Source organism: Arthrobacter sp. UYEF20 (genome assembly GCF_040546335.1).
GTDB lineage: Bacteria > Actinomycetota > Actinomycetes > Actinomycetales > Micrococcaceae > Arthrobacter.
Window position 1 is genome coordinate 28,011 of record NZ_JBEPNP010000020.1, and the last position, 16,393, is coordinate 44,403.

17 protein-coding genes are annotated in these 16,393 nt (G+C 68.0%); 8 read left to right on the top strand and 9 right to left on the bottom strand.

Annotated features, from left to right (window positions below; genetic code table 11):
* Positions 1-149 precede the first annotated feature (149 nt).
* From ABIB26_RS18795 to ABIB26_RS18810, 4 genes are all read right to left on the bottom strand, one after another.
* The gene (locus tag ABIB26_RS18795; RefSeq protein ID WP_354246570.1) at positions 150-386 is read right to left on the bottom strand and encodes a hypothetical protein; all 237 of its coding nucleotides are present in this window, start codon (positions 384-386) and stop codon (positions 150-152) included.
* Positions 387-536: 150 nt separating this feature from the next.
* The gene (gene hutH, locus ABIB26_RS18800; RefSeq protein ID WP_354246573.1) at positions 537-2,129 is read right to left on the bottom strand and encodes a histidine ammonia-lyase; all 1,593 of its coding nucleotides are present in this window, start codon (positions 2,127-2,129) and stop codon (positions 537-539) included.
* A 10-nt stretch (positions 2,130-2,139) separates the two neighbouring features.
* On the bottom strand, positions 2,140-3,876 hold the full coding sequence (gene hutU, locus ABIB26_RS18805) for a urocanate hydratase (protein ID WP_354246575.1): 1,737 nt from the start codon (positions 3,874-3,876) through the stop codon (positions 2,140-2,142).
* Positions 3,877-4,086: 210 nt separating this feature from the next.
* Positions 4,087-4,872, bottom strand: coding sequence for an IclR family transcriptional regulator (locus ABIB26_RS18810; RefSeq protein ID WP_354246709.1), 786 nt, complete (start codon positions 4,870-4,872; stop codon positions 4,087-4,089).
* A gap of 283 nt (positions 4,873-5,155) precedes the next feature.
* Between ABIB26_RS18810 and ABIB26_RS18815 the strand changes: the two genes are divergently transcribed.
* Both ABIB26_RS18815 and ABIB26_RS18820 read left to right on the top strand, forming a co-directional pair.
* On the top strand, positions 5,156-6,121 hold the full coding sequence (locus tag ABIB26_RS18815; RefSeq protein ID WP_354246577.1) for an SDR family oxidoreductase: 966 nt from the start codon (positions 5,156-5,158) through the stop codon (positions 6,119-6,121).
* A 57-nt stretch (positions 6,122-6,178) separates the two neighbouring features.
* Positions 6,179-6,706, top strand: coding sequence for a tetratricopeptide repeat protein (locus tag ABIB26_RS18820; RefSeq protein ID WP_354246579.1), 528 nt, complete (start codon positions 6,179-6,181; stop codon positions 6,704-6,706).
* Positions 6,707-6,748: 42 nt separating this feature from the next.
* Here the strand turns inward: ABIB26_RS18820 and ABIB26_RS18825 are convergent, their stop codons facing one another.
* Genes ABIB26_RS18825 through ABIB26_RS18835 form a run of 3 tightly spaced genes read right to left on the bottom strand, consistent with a single transcriptional unit; the run spans position 6,749 to position 8,372 of the window.
* Positions 6,749-7,720: an NAD(P)-dependent alcohol dehydrogenase gene (locus tag ABIB26_RS18825; protein WP_354246582.1), complete on the bottom strand. Its 972-nt coding sequence runs from the start codon at positions 7,718-7,720 to the stop codon at positions 6,749-6,751.
* A complete protein-coding gene (locus ABIB26_RS18830; RefSeq protein ID WP_354246584.1) occupies positions 7,717-7,950 on the bottom strand; it encodes a helix-turn-helix transcriptional regulator in 234 nt (77 codons plus the stop codon). The genes ABIB26_RS18825 and ABIB26_RS18830 overlap by 4 nt, the downstream gene beginning before the upstream one ends.
* Complete coding sequence (locus tag ABIB26_RS18835) at positions 7,944-8,372, bottom strand: hypothetical protein (RefSeq protein WP_354246586.1); 429 nt, start codon at positions 8,370-8,372, stop codon at positions 7,944-7,946. Before ABIB26_RS18835 ends, ABIB26_RS18830 begins: the two co-directional genes overlap by 7 nt.
* 207 nt (positions 8,373-8,579) lie before the next feature.
* Here ABIB26_RS18835 and ABIB26_RS18840 point away from each other — a divergent pair, with 207 nt between their 5' ends.
* Positions 8,580-10,079: an amino acid permease gene (locus ABIB26_RS18840; protein ID WP_354246589.1), complete on the top strand. Its 1,500-nt coding sequence runs from the start codon at positions 8,580-8,582 to the stop codon at positions 10,077-10,079.
* A gap of 109 nt (positions 10,080-10,188) precedes the next feature.
* Here ABIB26_RS18840 and ABIB26_RS18845 read toward each other — a convergent pair whose 3' ends face one another.
* Positions 10,189-10,938, bottom strand: coding sequence for a 3-hydroxybutyrate dehydrogenase (locus ABIB26_RS18845; protein ID WP_354246592.1), 750 nt, complete (start codon positions 10,936-10,938; stop codon positions 10,189-10,191).
* Positions 10,939-11,077: 139 nt separating this feature from the next.
* Here ABIB26_RS18845 and ABIB26_RS18850 point away from each other — a divergent pair, with 139 nt between their 5' ends.
* Positions 11,078-11,995, top strand: coding sequence for a LysR family transcriptional regulator (locus ABIB26_RS18850; protein ID WP_354246595.1), 918 nt, complete (start codon positions 11,078-11,080; stop codon positions 11,993-11,995).
* A 28-nt stretch (positions 11,996-12,023) separates the two neighbouring features.
* Here ABIB26_RS18850 and ABIB26_RS18855 read toward each other — a convergent pair whose 3' ends face one another.
* Entirely contained in the window at positions 12,024-12,932 is a 909-nt protein-coding gene (locus tag ABIB26_RS18855) for a spermidine synthase (protein ID WP_354246598.1), read from the bottom strand.
* Positions 12,933-13,146: 214 nt separating this feature from the next.
* On the opposite strand from ABIB26_RS18855, the gene ABIB26_RS18860 reads away from it, so the two are divergent.
* The 4 genes from ABIB26_RS18860 (at position 13,147) to ABIB26_RS18875 (ending at position 16,336) form a co-directional block, all read left to right on the top strand.
* The gene (locus ABIB26_RS18860; protein ID WP_354246601.1) at positions 13,147-14,073 is read left to right on the top strand and encodes a hypothetical protein; all 927 of its coding nucleotides are present in this window, start codon (positions 13,147-13,149) and stop codon (positions 14,071-14,073) included.
* On the top strand, positions 14,070-14,483 hold the full coding sequence (locus tag ABIB26_RS18865) for a phage holin family protein (RefSeq protein WP_354246604.1): 414 nt from the start codon (positions 14,070-14,072) through the stop codon (positions 14,481-14,483). The genes ABIB26_RS18860 and ABIB26_RS18865 overlap by 4 nt, the downstream gene beginning before the upstream one ends.
* Before the next feature lie 17 nt (positions 14,484-14,500).
* Positions 14,501-15,097, top strand: a complete 597-nt coding sequence (locus ABIB26_RS18870; protein WP_354246605.1) for a DUF3618 domain-containing protein — start codon at positions 14,501-14,503, stop codon at positions 15,095-15,097.
* 81 nt (positions 15,098-15,178) lie between these two features.
* Positions 15,179-16,336, top strand: coding sequence for a YihY/virulence factor BrkB family protein (locus ABIB26_RS18875; protein ID WP_354246607.1), 1,158 nt, complete (start codon positions 15,179-15,181; stop codon positions 16,334-16,336).
* Positions 16,337-16,393: the final 57 nt, after the last annotated feature.

Below are 16,393 nucleotides of genomic sequence, written 5' to 3' on the forward strand. Positions count from 1 at the left end.
CCCCGTCCCGGGCCGCCGGAACGCCGGAACCCCGGGCCGCCGGAATGCCGGGCCGCCGGAACGCAAAAAGTCCCCGCCTCCCGGACCGTTCCCGCTGGCTGCGGGGACCGGTCCGGGGGACGGGGACTTCTTGCAGCGACGCTGGGCCGCTAGCTGCGCCGCACCTGGACACCGTCGGACTTCAGGAAAAGCTGCGTCTCGGACGGGCCCACCGGGACCAGCCAGAGGACATTGCCGCTCACCGAGACTTCTTCAACCTCACCGGCCGCCAAAACCTGTGCGTGCTTGAGGATTTCGACCCGATCACCGGCCTTGAGGCTTCTCCAGTCGGAAACCGTGGCGGCCGATGCCAGGCGCCTGGACAGAACCGTCTCGCGTGCTTTCATGAACTTCTACCCCTTTGTATATGTTCTTCGCCACAACTTCATTGGTGTGACTTTCCATTTGTACTACAGTTCCCGGGCCCCCGCTGGCCGTGTTGCCGAGTATTTCGGGGGCGCCGGAAAATGTGCACCGAAACTGCATTTTGTTTTCCCTCAGGCGAGATTCCCGACGGCGGATTCGGCCGCCGCGCGGACCTTGCCCGAGGCGAGCAGCAGATCCGCCGCCTCCAGTTCCGGCGAGAGGAACCTGTCCGTCCCCGGACCGTCGACGACGTCGCGCAGTGCCGCGATCACGGCAGCGCCGGCGGGACCCGGCCTGAGCTCGCCGCCGGAGAGCTGCGTGCGGATGTCGAGCGCCCGGGCCGAGGTCACCAGTTCGATCGCCAGGACGCGGCGCAGGTTCTCCACCGCCCGGCGGAGCTTGCGGGCCGCGTGCCAGCCCATCGAGACGTGGTCCTCCTGCATCGCGGAGCTCGGGATCGAGTCCACCGAGGCCGGAACGGCCAGCCGCTTGTTGTCCGAGACCAGCCCGGCCTGGGTGTACTGGGCGATCATGAGACCGGAATCGACGCCCGGGTCCGCGGCGAGGAAGGCCGGCAGCCCGTGCGAGCGGGCCGGGTCCAGCATCCGGTCCGTGCGGCGCTCGGCGATGGAGCTGAGATCCGCGACGGCGATGGCCAGGAAGTCGAGCACGTAGCCCACCGGTGCGCCGTGGAAGTTGCCGTTGGAGCTCACCCGGCCGTCCGGCAGGACCACCGGGTTGTCGATCGCCGCGGCCAGCTCGCGTGAGGCGACCAGGGCGGCGTGGTCCACGGTGTCGCGGACCGCGCCGGCCACCTGGGGGGCGCAGCGCAGCGAGTAGGCGTCCTGCACCTTGGTGTCGTTGATCCGGTGCGAGGCCACGATCGGGGAGTTGGACAGCACCCGGAGCATGTTGTCCGCCGAGGCGGCCTGGCCCGGGTGCGGCCGGAGCGCCGCATGCAGTTCGGGCAGGAAGACCTGGTCCGTGCCGAGCAGCGCCTCGACGCTGAGCGCGGCGGTGATGTCCGCCGTCGTGAGCAGCTGGCGGATGTCCGCGATGGCCATCAGCAGCATGCCGAGCATGCCTTCGGTGCCGTTGACGAGCGCCAGGCCCTCCTTCTCGGCAAGGGTGACGGGGGCGATCCCGTGCGCGGCGAGGAGCTCGGCGACAGTGCTTTCTCCGCGTCCGCCGTAGGGCGTGCCGTCGGGGCCGGTGGCCTCGCCTTCGCCCATCAGGACCAGGGCGCAGTGCGACAGCGGGGCGAGGTCGCCGGAGCAGCCGAGGGAGCCGAATTCGCGGACCACCGGGGTGATGCCGGCGTTTAGCACATCCACCATGGTCTGCAGCACCACCGGGCGGACGCCGGTGCGGCCGGAGGCGAGGGTCTTGGCGCGCAGGAACATGATCCCGCGGACCACCTCGCGTTCCACGGCCGGGCCCATGCCGGCGGCGTGGCTGCGGATCAGCGACTTCTGCAGCTGGGTCCGCAGTTCGTTGGGGATGTGCCGGTTGGCCAGCGCCCCGAAGCCGGTGGAGATGCCGTAGGCCGGAGTCTCGCTGTGGGCGAGGTCGTCGATGTGGGCGCGGACCTTGGCCACGGCGTCCAGGGCGTCCTGGGCGATGGTCACCTTGGCGTCGTGGCGGGCGACGGCGACGACGTCCTCGGGGGTCACGCCGCTGGTGCCGAGGGTGACGGTGAGCGGTTCGTGGGTGGTGAGAGTCATGATGGTGTTCCTACTTCTTTTCTGCGGCGGAGTCTGCGGAGTCGTTGGAGTCTGCGGACTCCGACATGGGGATGCGGACGCCGCGTTCCTGGGCGACCTCGACGGCGCGGTCATAGCCGGCGTCGGCGTGGCGGATGACGCCCATGCCGGGGTCGTTGGTGAGCAGGCGTTCGAGCTTTTCGGCAGCGAGGTCGGTGCCGTCGGCGACGGAGACCTGTCCGGCGTGGATGGAGCGGCCGATCCCGACGCCGCCGCCGTGGTGGATGGAGACCCAGGTGGCGCCGGAGGCCGTGTTGAGCAGGGCGTTGAGCAGCGGCCAGTCGGCGACCGCGTCGGAGCCGTCGGCCATGGACTCGGTCTCGCGGTACGGGGAGGCCACGGAGCCGGAGTCGAGGTGGTCGCGGCCGATCACGATGGGCGCCTTGACCTTGCCTTCTTTGACGAGCTGGTTGAACAGCAGCCCGGCCTTGGCGCGGTCGCCGTAGCCCAGCCAGCAGATGCGGGCCGGCAGGCCCTCGAACTCCACGCGCTCCTGCGCGGCGTCGATCCACCGGTGCAGGTGTTTGTTCTCGGGGAACAGTTCCTTGATGGCCGCATCCGTGACGGCGATGTCCTCCGGGTCGCCGGAGAGCGCCACCCAGCGGAACGGGCCGAGGCCCTCGCAGAACAGCGGGCGGATGTAGGCCGGGACGAAGCCGGGGAATTCGAAGGCGCGGTTGTAGCCGCCCTTGCGTGCCTCGTCGCGGATGGAGTTGCCGTAGTCGAACACTTCGGCGCCGGCGTCCTGGAACTCCACCATGGCCTGGACGTGCTTGGCCATCGAGGCCTGGGCCTTCTTGGTGAAGCCCTCCGGATCGGCGGCGGCCTCGCGGTGCCATTCCTCCACGGTGATGCCCTCGGGGAGGTAGCTCAGCGGATCGTGGGCGGAGGTCTGGTCCGTGACGATGTCCACGGTGAGCTCGCCGGCGTTGTGGCGGCGCAGGACTTCCGGGAACACCTCGGCGGCGTTGCCGACGTAGCCCACAGACCAGCCGCGACGCTCTTCCTTGGCCGCCAGGACTTTGGCGATGGCGGCGTCGAGGTCGGTCTCCACCTCGTCGAGGTAGCGCTTGCCGGCCCGGCGGCGCAGGTGGCTTTCGTCGACGTCGACAATCAGGCAGGCGCCGTCGTTCAGGGTGACGGCGAGAGGCTGGGCACCGCCCATGCCGCCGCAGCCGCCGGTGAGGGTCAGGGTGCCGGCGAGGGTGCCGTCCTCGTCCCCGGTGAGCTTGCGGGCGATCGCGGCGAAGGTCTCGAACGTGCCCTGCAGGATGCCCTGGGTGCCGATGTAGATCCAGGACCCGGCGGTCATCTGGCCGTACATCATCAGGCCTTCGGCCTCGAGCCGGCGGAATTCGGGCCAGTTTGCCCAGTCGCCCACGAGGTTGGAGTTGGCCAGGAGTACGCGCGGCGCCCATTCGTTGGTGCGGAAGACGCCGACCGGTTTGCCGGACTGGACCAGCAGGGTCTCGTCCTTCTCCATGGTTTCCAGGGTGCGGGTGATGGCGTCGAATGCGGCCCAGCTGCGGACGGCGCGGCCGGTGCCGCCGTAGACCACCAGGTCATCGGGGCGTTCGGCCACCTCGGGGTCCAGGTTGTTCATGAGCATGCGCAGCGGGGCTTCTGTCTGCCAGCTCTTGGCGGTGAGCGTGGTGCCGCGGGCTGCTTTGACCGGGCGGGCACCGGTGGTGAAATCGGCGGGTGCCATGAGGGGCTCCTTTAGTTTCTTGGTGGTTCGGGGGATGAAGTTCTATATCAACTAAAGCCTGTGTGCGGCCGCGGAAACAGGGCCCGCGGGCGGGTGCTGTCCGGGATCCCAGACCCAACTAGCTGGCATTAGTTGTCGTTTTGAGGCCCCAGAACGACAACTACTGCGACCTAGTTGGGCCGGGGCGGGCGGGAGGGTGGGGCGGGGCTATCAGTGGGCCGGGCGGCCGTGGATCCGGACCGAGAGCTCGTCAGCGACCTTCTGCACCCGCGCTGCCAGGGCAGGCCACTGTTCCGCCGGCAGCTTGTCCTCCAGGAAGGTCACGGCGACGGCCGCCGTCGGCCAGCCCACGTGGTCCGTGACGGCCGCGGCGATCGACCCGAAGCCTGGCGTCACCTCGCCGTGCTCGGTGGCGTACCCGCGCTGCCGGACCTGGTCCAGGTGCGAGGACAGCGCCGAGTACTTCATGATGGCACCTTCCATGTCGTGCCGGGCCGTGAACGCGGCGGCGTTCGGGTACAGCGCCCGCACCTGGGACTTCGGCAGCGCGGCGAGGATGGCGCGCCCGCTCGCCGTGAGGTGGCTGGGCAGCCGGACGCCGACGTCGGTCACCAGCGAGGGGCGGTTCTTGGCCCGTTCCTCGACGATGTAGAGCACATCCCGGCCGTGCAGCACCGCAAGGTGGGCGCTTTCGCCGATCACGTCCACGAGCGCGGCGAGCATGGGCCGGCCCAGCCTGGACAGCGGTTCCTGGCGCGAATAGGCCGAACTGAGTTCGAAGGCGCTGATGCCCAGGCCGTAGCGCTGCTCCTCGTTCAGGTGCAGCACGAAGCCGTTCGCTTCCATCACGCCGAGCAGGTGGTAGACGCTGGAGCGCGGCAGTCCCAGCGCCGTGGCAATGTTCGACGCCGCCATCGGCCCCCGCTTGGAGGCCAGCAGCTTGAGGATGCGCAGGGTGTTCTCCGCCGCCGGCACCTTGGATGCCTGCCTGGGCATGGTCCTGGCGGCGGCCGGCTGGGGCGGGGAATCGACGACGGCGGCTTCCGCGGCAGTGCCGGTTAAAGCAGAGCCGCTCAAAGCAGTGCCGCTGAAGGTGGTGCTGGTGGCTGGCATCGGTCCTCTTCGAATTGGGCAGCGTCCGGTATCCCGTACTTAAGCATGCGCCCCGGCGGCGCAATCGGACAGACCGCCCAGCTTCCAAGTGTCTGGAATCCCAGACATATTGTCGACTCCGGTGGGACCTTCCGCCCCTAGCCGCCCGGACCCAGGGGTGCTTCGATTGCCGTTGAAGAAGTCGCGGCTGACGAGCGACGGGATGGGGGAAGACATGAATCCGGACCTCTCCGGCAAAGTGGCCCTCGTTGCCGGGGCCACGCGGGGTGCCGGCCGCGGAACCGCCGTCGCCCTCGGGGAGGCCGGCGCGACGGTGTACTGCACCGGCCGGTCGGCGCTGGGCCGCCGCTCGGACTACAACCGACCGGAAACCATCGAAGAGACGGCCGAGCTGGTGACCGCGGCCGGTGGCGCGGGGATCGCCGTCGCCGTCGACCACCGCGAGCGCGGCCAGGTGCAGGAACTGGTCCAGCGGATCGACGCCGAGCAGGGCCGGCTGGACATCCTGGTCAACGACATCTGGGGCGGCGAAAACCTGATCGAGTGGAACACGCCGCTGTGGTCCCACGACCTGGAGGCCGGGCTCCGGATGCTGCACACGGGCGTCGACACACACCTGATCACGAGCCATTTCGCACTCCCGCTGCTCGTCCGGCGCCCGGGCGGCCTGGTGGTGGAGATGACCGACGGGACCCGCGACTACAACGCGGCCCACTACCGGGTGTCCGTGTTCTACGACCTCGCCAAGACAGCCGTCCTCCGGCTCGCCTTCAGCCAGGCCGAGGAGCTGAAGCCCTACGGCTGCTCTGCCGTGGCCCTGACGCCCGGCTGGATGCGCTCGGAGATGATGCTCGAGCACTTCGGCGTGACCGAGGCGAACTGGCGCGACGCCGCCGCGGTCCAGCCGCACTTTGCCGCGATCTCGGAGAGCCCGCGGTTCGTCGGTCGTGCGGTCGCAGCCCTCGCCGCGGATCCCGGCGTCTTCGGACGCAGCGGCGGCTCCTTCTCCTCCGGCGGGCTGGCTCGCGAGTACGGCTTCACCGACGTCGACGGCTCGCAGCCCGACTGCTGGCGGTATCTGGTGAAAGTGCAGGATGCCGGGCTTCCGGCGGACGCCTCCGGGTACCGGTGAGTTGCCGGCCCCGCGTGTCCCGACGGCGATCAGCCCGCCGTCGGCTAGAAAAGGCCCATGACCCACTTCCAGACACCCGAACTCGACACTGCCATCCGGGAAGGCTTCCGGAACCGCGACCGCGATAACATGCAGCCCACCATCGACTACTTCCGGGAGCTCCTGGCACACAACCCGGGCAACCCCTTCGTCCTCTACGAGGTGGGCGGATCCTACGACACCGCCGGCGAGGAGGAGCGCGCCCGCCGCTACTACGAGCAGGCGATGGACGCCGGGCTGGAGGGTGACACCCTGCGCCGCTGCCTGCTGCAGTACGGCAGCACGCTGCGGAACCTCGGGCTCTTCGACGAATCCCTCACCGCCCTGCGGCGTGCCCGGGCGGAGTTCCCCGAATCCGATTCGGTCCGCCTCTTCCTGGCACTCTCGCTGCACGCCGCGTCCCGCAGCGACGCCGCAGTCGCCGAGCTCCTCGAGCTGGCCGCGGACCGCATCCGCAGCGAGGACGTCACCAGGTACGAGCCCGCACTGCGCGGCAACGCGGCCTATCTGGCCGATCTCGATCGTCAGTCCGGCGGTGGCGCCTAGGAGCGCGCTTCATTCCGTCCAGACCCTTGGACGGGTTGCCGCTCAGACCGTGACAACCACCTTGCCGCGGGCCTTGCCATCATGCATGTACTGGATTGCGGCCGGGGCGTCAGCCAGGGCGAAGCTCCGGTCGATGACCGGCTTCACGGTGCCGGCTTCGACGAGTTCGGCCAGTGCGCGGAGGTCCCCGGCGCGTTCGACGGCCATGAGCCCCTTGAGCTTCTGGCCCACGAAGAGGGACAGCACTGCCGCGCGGAGCGATCGTTCAAAGCCGCCGGTCCACTTTCCGCCGCCTTCCCCGCCGACGATGACCAGGGTTCCGCGGGGCTTGAGTGCCCGTCTGAGGACCGAGAGCCGGCGGTTGCCCGCCGTGTCGAGAATGAGGTCGTACTGTTTCCGGCCGTCGGCGAAGTCGTCGTGCTTGTAGTCGATGACGTGGTCCGCGCCGACTGAGCGGACCAGCTCCAGCTTCGCGGTGCTGCAGACGCCCGTGACCTGCGCCCCGAACGCCTTGGCCAGCTGCACGGCGTAAGCTCCGACGCCGCCGCCCGCGCCGATGATCAGGACTTCCTGTCCGGGCTGGACCTGCCCGCTGTCGCGGAGCCCCTGGAGCGCCGTGACGGCGGAGATGGGCACGGCGGCCGCCTGCTCAAAGCTGAGGTTCGCCGGCTTCTGCGCCAGTTTGCCCTCCTTGGCACACGCATATTCGGCAAAGGAACCCTCGCACGTGCCGAAGACTTCGTCGCCGGACCGGAATCCGACGACGTTCCGCCCCACCGTCTCCACCACCCCCGCAACCTCTCGCCCGCGGATGCCGTTCTTGGGCGCCCGCAGCCCGAAGCCGACAGCGCGGGTCAGGTACGGCAGCCCGGTCATGAGGTGCCATACCCCCTGGTCGACGCCGGCGGCCCGCACCCGGATCAGCACCTCGTCGTCGCCGGGCACCGGCTCGTCGACGTCGCGCAGCTCCAGGACCTCCGTGGAACCGTAAACGTCTTGAATGATCGCTTTCATGGTGCTTCTCCTTCAGGGTCGGGGTACTGGAACACGTCGTCGAGGGGAACCCGGAGGACGTGGGCAATCTGGAATGCGAGCTCGAGCGAGGGCGAATAGCGGCCTTGTTCGATGGCAATGACGGTCTGGCGGGTCACGCCGATGCGCTCCGCAAGCTCCGCCTGGGTCAGCTCGTCACGCTCGAACCGCAGGCGGCGGATCGAGTTCGTGACCCTGGTCGGCTTCACCATGGCTGGAAGCCCCGGCGGTAGGCCACAATCTTCGCCACGGAGCCCAGGATCGCCGAGAGGAAGAAGGCAAGGCAGATGACATTGGCGATCCAGAAGTGCTCCAGTTCAGCCATTGCCATGACCAGGGCCGCCACTCCCCCGATAACGAGGAAGGACTGGCCCACGTACTCGCCGAAGCGGTGGATCTCCTTGTCCCGCTGATCCTTGATGCCGGCATCTTGGGCCGAGAAAGTCCGGATCGCAGTGTGCAGCACGATGGACGCCGCGATCGAGCCCCCGACCGTCCACAGCAGCGGCGCCACGTACGGCACCTCAGACAACGGCATGGCGCCGGCCAGTCCCAGCACGACGGCCAGATACACCGCGTAGGCCGCGACCGCGACCATCCCCATGATCCAGGCGCTCTTCTCTTCGGCCGACATTTCCGCTCCCATGTAAAACAAAGCTGACATCATCAAGGTAAAGAAACTTTGACATGGTGTCAATGGTTTTCGACGTCGGGACCGGTCCGGGTACCGGCCTCGCATTCTGAAATCAAAGACACGTATTGCTCGTGAGGCTCATCACAGCTCCGCCGGACATGGTCTGCTGGATAGCGATCCCCCTCCCAAAGACGAGAAGGTATTCGCATGCAACAAGCCACCACGGACATCAAGCCAACGCCCACTCCGGGACCGGGCCGCACCGCCGGCAGAACCGTCGGCGCCGCCGCCGAGACCGTCCTGAGCCGGGGGCTCAACGTCCGGCACATCCGTTTCATGGCCCTGGGATCGGCCATCGGCACGGGGCTGTTCTATGGCTCCGCCTCGGCGATCCAGAAGGCCGGCCCGGCCGTGCTGTTCGCCTACATCATCGGCGGTGCCGCCGTCTTCATGGTGATGCGGGCCCTGGGCGAGATGGCGGTGCGGCACCCGGTGTCCGGCTCCTTCGGCCAGTATGCGAGCCGCTACCTCGGCCCGCTGGCCGGCTTCGTGACCGGCTGGACCTACGTGTTCGAGATGGCGATCGTGGCCATCGCGGACGTCACCGCCTTCAGCATCTACATGGGCTTCTGGTTCCCCGCGGTGGAACGCTGGATCTGGGTCCTGGCAATCATCTTCTTCCTGGCCGCCCTGAACCTGCTCAGCGTGAAAGTCTTCGGCGAACTCGAATTCTGGTTCTCGCTGATCAAGGTGGTGGCGATCATCGCCATGATCGCAGGCGGCGCCGCCATCATCGTCTTCGGCTTCCAGGCAGGCGGCGCCACGGTGGCCCCGGGCCTGGGCAACCTCGTAGAGCACGGCGGGCTGTTCCCCAACGGCTTCGAAGGGCTCCTGGCCTCGTTCGCCGTCGTGATGTTTGCGTTCGGCGGGATCGAGACTCTGGGCATCACCGCCGGTGAGGCAGCCGATCCGAAGTCGGTCATCCCGAAGGCCGTCAACACCGTCCCCGTGCGGGTGCTGCTGTTCTACGTGCTGACCCTGGGCGTGCTCATGAGTCTGTTCCCGTGGAACGAGATCGGCACCAGCGGCAGCCCGTTCGTGCAGATCTTCAGCGGCCTGGGCATGCCCGCCGCGCCCCACATCCTCAATGCCGTGGTGATCACCGCCGCGCTCTCCGCCATCAACAGCGACATCTTCGGCGCCGGCCGGATCCTCTTCGGCCTGGCCCGGCAGGGGCACGCCCCCGCAAGCTTCGGCAAGGTCTCCCGCCATGGCGTGCCGTGGATGACCGTGGTGATGATGGCCGGCATCCTGCTGGTGGGTGTGGTCCTGAACGCCGTCATCCCGGAGGATGTGTTCCTGCTGATCGCCTCGATCGCGACCTTTGCCACCGTCTGGGTCTGGGTGATGATCCTGGCCTCCCACGTCGCGATGAAGCGCGAGATCGCCCGCAAGAATCTGCCGGCGTCGGAATTCCCCTCACCGTGGTGGCCTGCGGCTTCCGTGTTGACCATCGTCTTCATGGCCCTCGTCATCGGAATCCTCGGCGCATTTGAGGACACCCGGGTGGCGCTCTACGTGGGCGCCGTCTGGCTCGGACTGCTCGTGGTTGCGTACCGTCTCTGGGTCCGCGGCCACGGCCGGGTCCGGGCCGAACTCGCGGACGAGACCGCGGACACGACCCCGCAGGTTCCGGCGGCACCGTAGGGGCCCTTTTCGGCAACAAGGACTAGCGCCGAGGTGACCGTTGGCGCCCATGTTCAGGAAGAACACGGGCGCCAACTGTCACCTCGGCTTCGTTGAAGCGTGCAGCAATCTACCTTGCGGACCAGCCGCCGTCCATGGTGTAGCTGGCGCCGGTGACCATACCGGCGTCGTCCGAGGCGAGCCACGCCACGAGGGACGCCACCTCCTCCGGCTCCACAAGCCGCTTCACCGCGGACTCGGTCAGCATGATCGTCGCCAGCACCTCGGATTCCGGAATGCCGTGCACCCTGGCCTGGTCCGCGATCTGGGTCTCAACAAGCGGGGTCCGGACATAGCCCGGGTTGATGCAGTTGGACGTGACGCCGTGGGCGCCGCCCTCCAGCGCCGTCACCTTGCTCAGCCCTTCCAGCCCATGCTTGGCGGAGACGTAGGCGCTCTTGAACGGCGAGGCACGCAGGCCGTGCACGGAGGACAGGTTGATGATCCGGCCGAAGCCGTTGGCGTACATGTGCGGCAGGGCGGCCCGGATCAGCAGGAACGGCGCCTCGAGCATGAGGGTGATGATGCGGCGGAAGTCCGCCGGATCGAAGTCCTCGATGGGACTGATCCGCTGGATTCCGGCGTTGTTGACGAGGATGTCGCAGTCCAGGCTGAGGGCCTCGAGCGCCTCGACGTCGAGCAGGTCGACAGCCCAAGCCATTCCGCCCACTTCGTCCGCAAGGGCAGTCGCCGCGGCTTCATCGACATCGGCGATCACCACTTTGGCACCCCGCGCCGCCAGGGCGCGGACGCTCGCGGCGCCGATCCCGCCGGCCCCGCCGGTGACGAGGGCCTTGCGCCCGCTCAAGCTGCTCTCCATGTCTGCACTCCTCAGTTCGCGTCATTAACGGCCCAGGCGAGGCGTGATGCACGGCACTGAGCAGCTTCACTGAGTATTGCCGCACATACTGGGCGATTCAATAGTCAAAGCAGCACTCCTTGTGTGCAGAATTGCAGATATGAATGCAAACCCCGATGACCTGCTGGTACTGCTGGCGGTCTCCCGTTCTGCGAAGTTCACGACGGCGGCCCAGGCTTTGGGGCTGAACCACACCACCGTTTCCCGGCGGATCGCGGCCCTGGAGAAGGCCCTGGGCGGGCGGGTGCTGTCCCGCGCCTCCGGCGGCTGGGAGCTCACGGACCTCGGCGCTGAAGCCGTGCTGGTTGCGGAGAGGGTGGAAGCCGCCATCCGGACCCTCGAACAGCCCGGCAGCACCCCGGACCCCATCACCGGAGTGGTCCGGATGACCGCTACGGACGCTTTCAGCGCCTACGTTGCCGCCCCCGCGGTGGCCCGGCTGCGCCGCGAGCATCCCGGCCTCAGCGTCGAGATCATCACGGTGACCCGGCGGGCGCTCCAGCAGCGTTCCGGCCTGGACATCGAAGTGGTGGTGGGCGAACCCCAGGTGCACCGGGCCGCCGCGGCACGGCTCGGCGAATACATGCTCGGGATGTATGCCTCCCGGGACTATCTGGCCGAATACGGCACCCCGGCAACCGTGGAGGAGCTCACGGCCCATTCCCTCGTGTATTTTGTCGATTCCATGCTCCAGGTGGACGATCTGGACGCGCCCCGCCGGCTGGTGCCGGCCATGCGGGACGGGCTGAGTTCCACCAACGTCTTTGTCCATGTGGAGGCGACGCGCGCCGGCGCCGGGATCGGTTTCCTGCCGTGCTTCGCGGCGGATCTGCACCCGGACCTCGTCCGGTTGCTGCCCGAAGCGTTCGCGGAGCTGCTGCCGTACTGGATGGTGCTGCGTCCCGATTCCATGCGCCGTCCGGCGGTGGCGGCCGTGGTGCAGGCGCTGCGGCAACAGACCGTGGAGCATCGCGAGGCCCTCATGGGCCGGGGCGGGTACTCATCGACTGCTCCGTAACCGCCGTTCAGAGGCCGCAAAAGGGCCGCTACGGAGCAATCGACGGGGTAACCGGGTCCTGCCGGACCGGGGCGCCGGCGGCGAAGGCGCGGACCTTGACATCGTCCCAGATGTGGGCGGGCACCGCTCCGCCGAGCAGCCGCCTCGCCAACTGGGGGTCGTCGTCGAACGGAACGTCGCTGCCGGCCATGACCATGTTTCCGTAGCGCCGGCCCTTGAGCATTGCCGGGTCCGCAATGATCACGGTGTGCGCGAAGGAAGCAGCGATGGTGGCGGCGTCCTCGCGGGCGTTCTTCAAGTCCGGGGCGTCACCCGAGTTCACTACGTAGATCCCGCCCGGGGCCAGGACAGCCCTGGCGTGCTCGTTGAACTCCCGGGTGGTGAGCGGCCGGGGCGTCACGGAGCCGGCGAAGACGTCGCGGATGATCACATCGCGGGTCTGCGGGGTGAGGCTCTCGGTGACCACGCGGGCTTCCCCCACGCGCAGGCGCAGCAGCGGGGCTTTGGGCAGGTCGAACCAGCCGCGGACGTATTCGGCGAGTCTGCCGTCCAGTTCGACGACCACCTGGCGGGCCTCAGGGTAGGCGGCGTGGAAGTAACGGGCCAGGGAGCAGGCTCCCCCGCCGAGGTGCAGGGCGCGCAGCTTCGGCTTCGTCTCCCGGGGCCAGCGCGATTCCACCAGCGCGGAGATCCAGCGCATGTACTCGAAGTCGAGGAACAGCGGATCGGCGAGGTCAATGTGGGAGCTCATCACGCCGTTGATGCGCAGCAGCCAGCCGGTGGAGTTGTCCTGGTCCGCGATCAGCTCGCAGTCACCGGTGTCGATGTAGTAGATGCCTTCAACCGGACCGTCCGGGCGGCTGCCCTTGGGCACCTCCACGACTCCCGGCGTCGTGCTTCCGGTGTTCCGGCCGGCCGCCCTGCCCCGCTTCGCCATCAGTCGTCCACCGTTTTGCTCATGTTTCAAGCCTAGTTCACGGGGCCGCAGCGGCTGGGTTCTCGGTCAATAGCGCCGATTTCAGCGCTGCCCGGAACGACAACAAAAACTACAACAAGGACCCTTACCATCCGATAGTAATCATGCTTAGTATTAGTACGCCAGTATTGCTGGTTTGTGATCAGCAGCCGATCTTCTTGGAAAGAGAGCGAAGATGACAGAGAACCAATGGCCCCAGGATGGGAGCCTCGGCACCCCGGCGGCTGCCCAGCAGAATCCCGTCCGGCCGGAGTCGACGTTCCCGCCGGCTTCAATCGGCGGCACGTCCGCAACCCCGTCGGAGGGCGGGGTCTCCAAGAAGGATGCAGCCAAGGACGAGGCCGCGGATGTTTCCCGGCAGGCCGCCGACTCGGCCCAGAACGTCGCGGATACGGCCAAGTCCGAAGCGGCCCACGTTGCGGCCGAGGTCAAGACGAACGCCCGGGATCTGCTGCACCAGGCCAGGTCTGATCTCACCGACCAGGCCGGCGCGCAACAGCAGAAGCTTGCCGAGGGCCTGCGCTCCGTCTCGACCGAACTGCATTCCATGGCCGCTGCCTCCGATCAGCCCGGTGTCGCCACCGACCTCGTGCGCCAGGCCGCCGAGCGGTCCTCCGCCGTGGCATCGTGGCTCGACGGACGGGACCCCGGTTCGCTGCTGACCGAGGTGAAGTCCTTCGCCCGGCAACGGCCCGGCACCTTCCTGCTGCTGGCGGCCGGGGCCGGCGTCCTGGCAGGCCGGCTCAGCCGCAGCCTGGCGGCCGGCGCCCCCGACTCGGCGGGCACCCCGGCAGCCAGCGGCCCCGCCCTCAGCGGCACGGCCGCGCCGGTAACCCGCGTTCCCGACACCGGGATGGCGGTTCCGCCGCCGCCGGTAACCCGCGTTCCCGACACCGGGATGGCGGTTCCGCCGCCGCCGGTACAGCTGCCTGCTCCGGAAACGACGACGGCGGGCTTCGCGGACACCTACCCGCCGAACCCGCCGGGCCCTGACGCGCGGGGCGACGCCGGCCGGCAAGACCGCGGGGCCTCCGAGCCGGCGGTCACCCCGCAGCCGGTTGATCCGCTGCGCGATGAGCCCTTTGACGGGGGCCGGCGATGAGCAGCGAAATACCTCCCGACGCCGCCCACGCCAAGGCGGAAACCTCCTCCCTCGGCGACCTCCTGGGCGATGTCACGCGGGACATGTCCACCCTGATGCGCCAGGAAGTCGAACTGGCCAAGGTCGAGCTTAAACAGTCGGCCACACGGGCCGGCAAGGGCAGCGGAATGCTCGCCGGCGCCGGCGTCGCGGGCTACTTCGTGCTCCTGTTCCTTTCCCTGGCGCTTTGGTGGGCGCTCGGGACCCTCATGGGGCTGGGCTGGTCCGGCGTCGTCGTTGCCGTGGTTTGGGGCATCGTAGCCGCCGTCCTGGCCTCGATCGGCCGCAAGGAACTCAAGGCGATCAAGGGCATGCCCCAGACCGCCGAAACCTTGCAGGAAATCCCGCCCACGCTTAAACCCAACTCCTAGATCCAGCGAGGAACACGATGAGTGAAAACCCGGATGTCATCCGAGCAGATATCGAAGCAACCCGCGAACGGCTGGGCACGAATGTCGATGCTGTAGCGGACAAAGTCACCCCGTCCCACATCGTCCAGCGGCAAAGCGACAAGGTGAAGGACGCGGTATTCGGAGTGAAGGAGAAAGTCATGGGGGCAGCCGACCATACTGCGCGCGGCGCGCACCCCGCCACCGGTAGCGGAGGCGCGCACCTGGGTGATGTAGGCTCCGCGATCGGGGACGCGCCGGCCCAGGTCAAGACCAAGACGCAGGGCAACCCGCTGGCAGCGGGGCTGATCGCGTTCGGCGCCGGCCTGCTGGTGTCCTCCCTGATCCCGGCCAGCCAGAAGGAGCGCGAAGCTGCCGACGCCCTCAAGACGGCAGCCGAACCGCTCACCGCGGAGCTGACAGAGGCCGCCAAGAGCGTCGCTGAAGGGCTCAAGGAGCCCGCCCAGGAAGCCATGGAGAACGTCAAGGCAAGCGCAACGGACGCCACCGAACACGTCAAGGCCGAAGGCCAGGGCGCTGTGGCCGACGTCAAGGACCGGGCTGCGGACGCCAAAGACAACGTCCAGCAGGCCTGAGGCTTCCGGAACCGGCCGGCCGTCCCCGCATCCGTGCGGGCCGGCCGGCCGCTGCACTTAACCCCACGAAGGAAGATCCCCATGGCAGAGAACGACTCCGCAGAGCGCCCCACCACAACCGACGCGGAAACCGAGGAGAGCAGCACCGCCAAGGCCCGCACGGCGCCTGCCCCGGACGATTCCCGCAAGCCGGACAGCCCCACCGATGTCACCAAACCCTCGTGGAAGTACATCGCGAAGAAGACACTGCGCGAATTCACCAAGGACCAGTGCCCCGATCTCGCCGCCGCCCTGACCTACTATTCGGTCCTCTCACTCTTCCCTGCGCTCCTCGCCCTGGTGTCCCTGCTGGGGATTTTCGGGCAGGCCGAGAAGACCACCTCGGCGCTCCTGGAGATCGTGGGCGGTTTCGCCCCGGCCGATACGGTGAAGGCCATACGCCAGCCGGTTCAGGAGCTCAGCAGCTCCTCCACTGCCGGATTTGCACTTGTCATCGGTATCCTGATCGCGCTCTGGTCCGCCTCCGGCTATACCGTGGCATTTGCCAGGGCCATGAACCGGGTTTACGAAATCGACGAAGGCCGGCCGTTCCTCAAACTCCGGGGCACCGTGCTCGGCGTCACCATCGTCAACCTGCTGATCGTCGCCGTGCTGGCCGCCATGCTCGTCCTGACCGGGCCGGTAGCGGAGTCCGTCGGCAACGCGATCGGCCTGGGCGGCGTCTTCCTGACCGCGTGGAATATCGCGAAATGGCCCATCATGGTGCTGCTCGTCGTGCTGGCGATCGCGATCCTCTATTACGCCACGCCCAACGTGAAGCAGCCCAAGTTCCGCTGGATGAGCCTGGGGTCCTTCATCGCCCTGGTGATCTTCCTCCTGGCGTCCGTGGCCTTCGCGTTCTACGTGGCCAACTTCAGCAGCTACAACAAGACCTACGGCGCGATCGGCGGCGTAATCATCTCCCTGCTGTGGCTCTGGATCCTGAACATGTCGCTGCTGTTCGGCGCGGAGTTCGACGCCGAAATGGAACGCGGCCGCCAGCTCCAGGCCGGCATCGAGGCCGAAGAGACCATCCAGTTGCCGCCCCGGGACACCAAGCAGAGTGACAAGCTCCAGGCCCGTGAAGAAGAAGACATCCGCCGCGGGCGCGAGCTGCGGGAACAACACGGCGACGCCGACAGCGATCACGGCAGGGACAACGCCGCCGATCAGGGCTCCTCGCGGGACCAAAGCCCCTAGCCCTGCCGGGCGTCCTGCGCTCTACTGGGGCAAGTAACGCTGGGGGCGGAGTAGGGA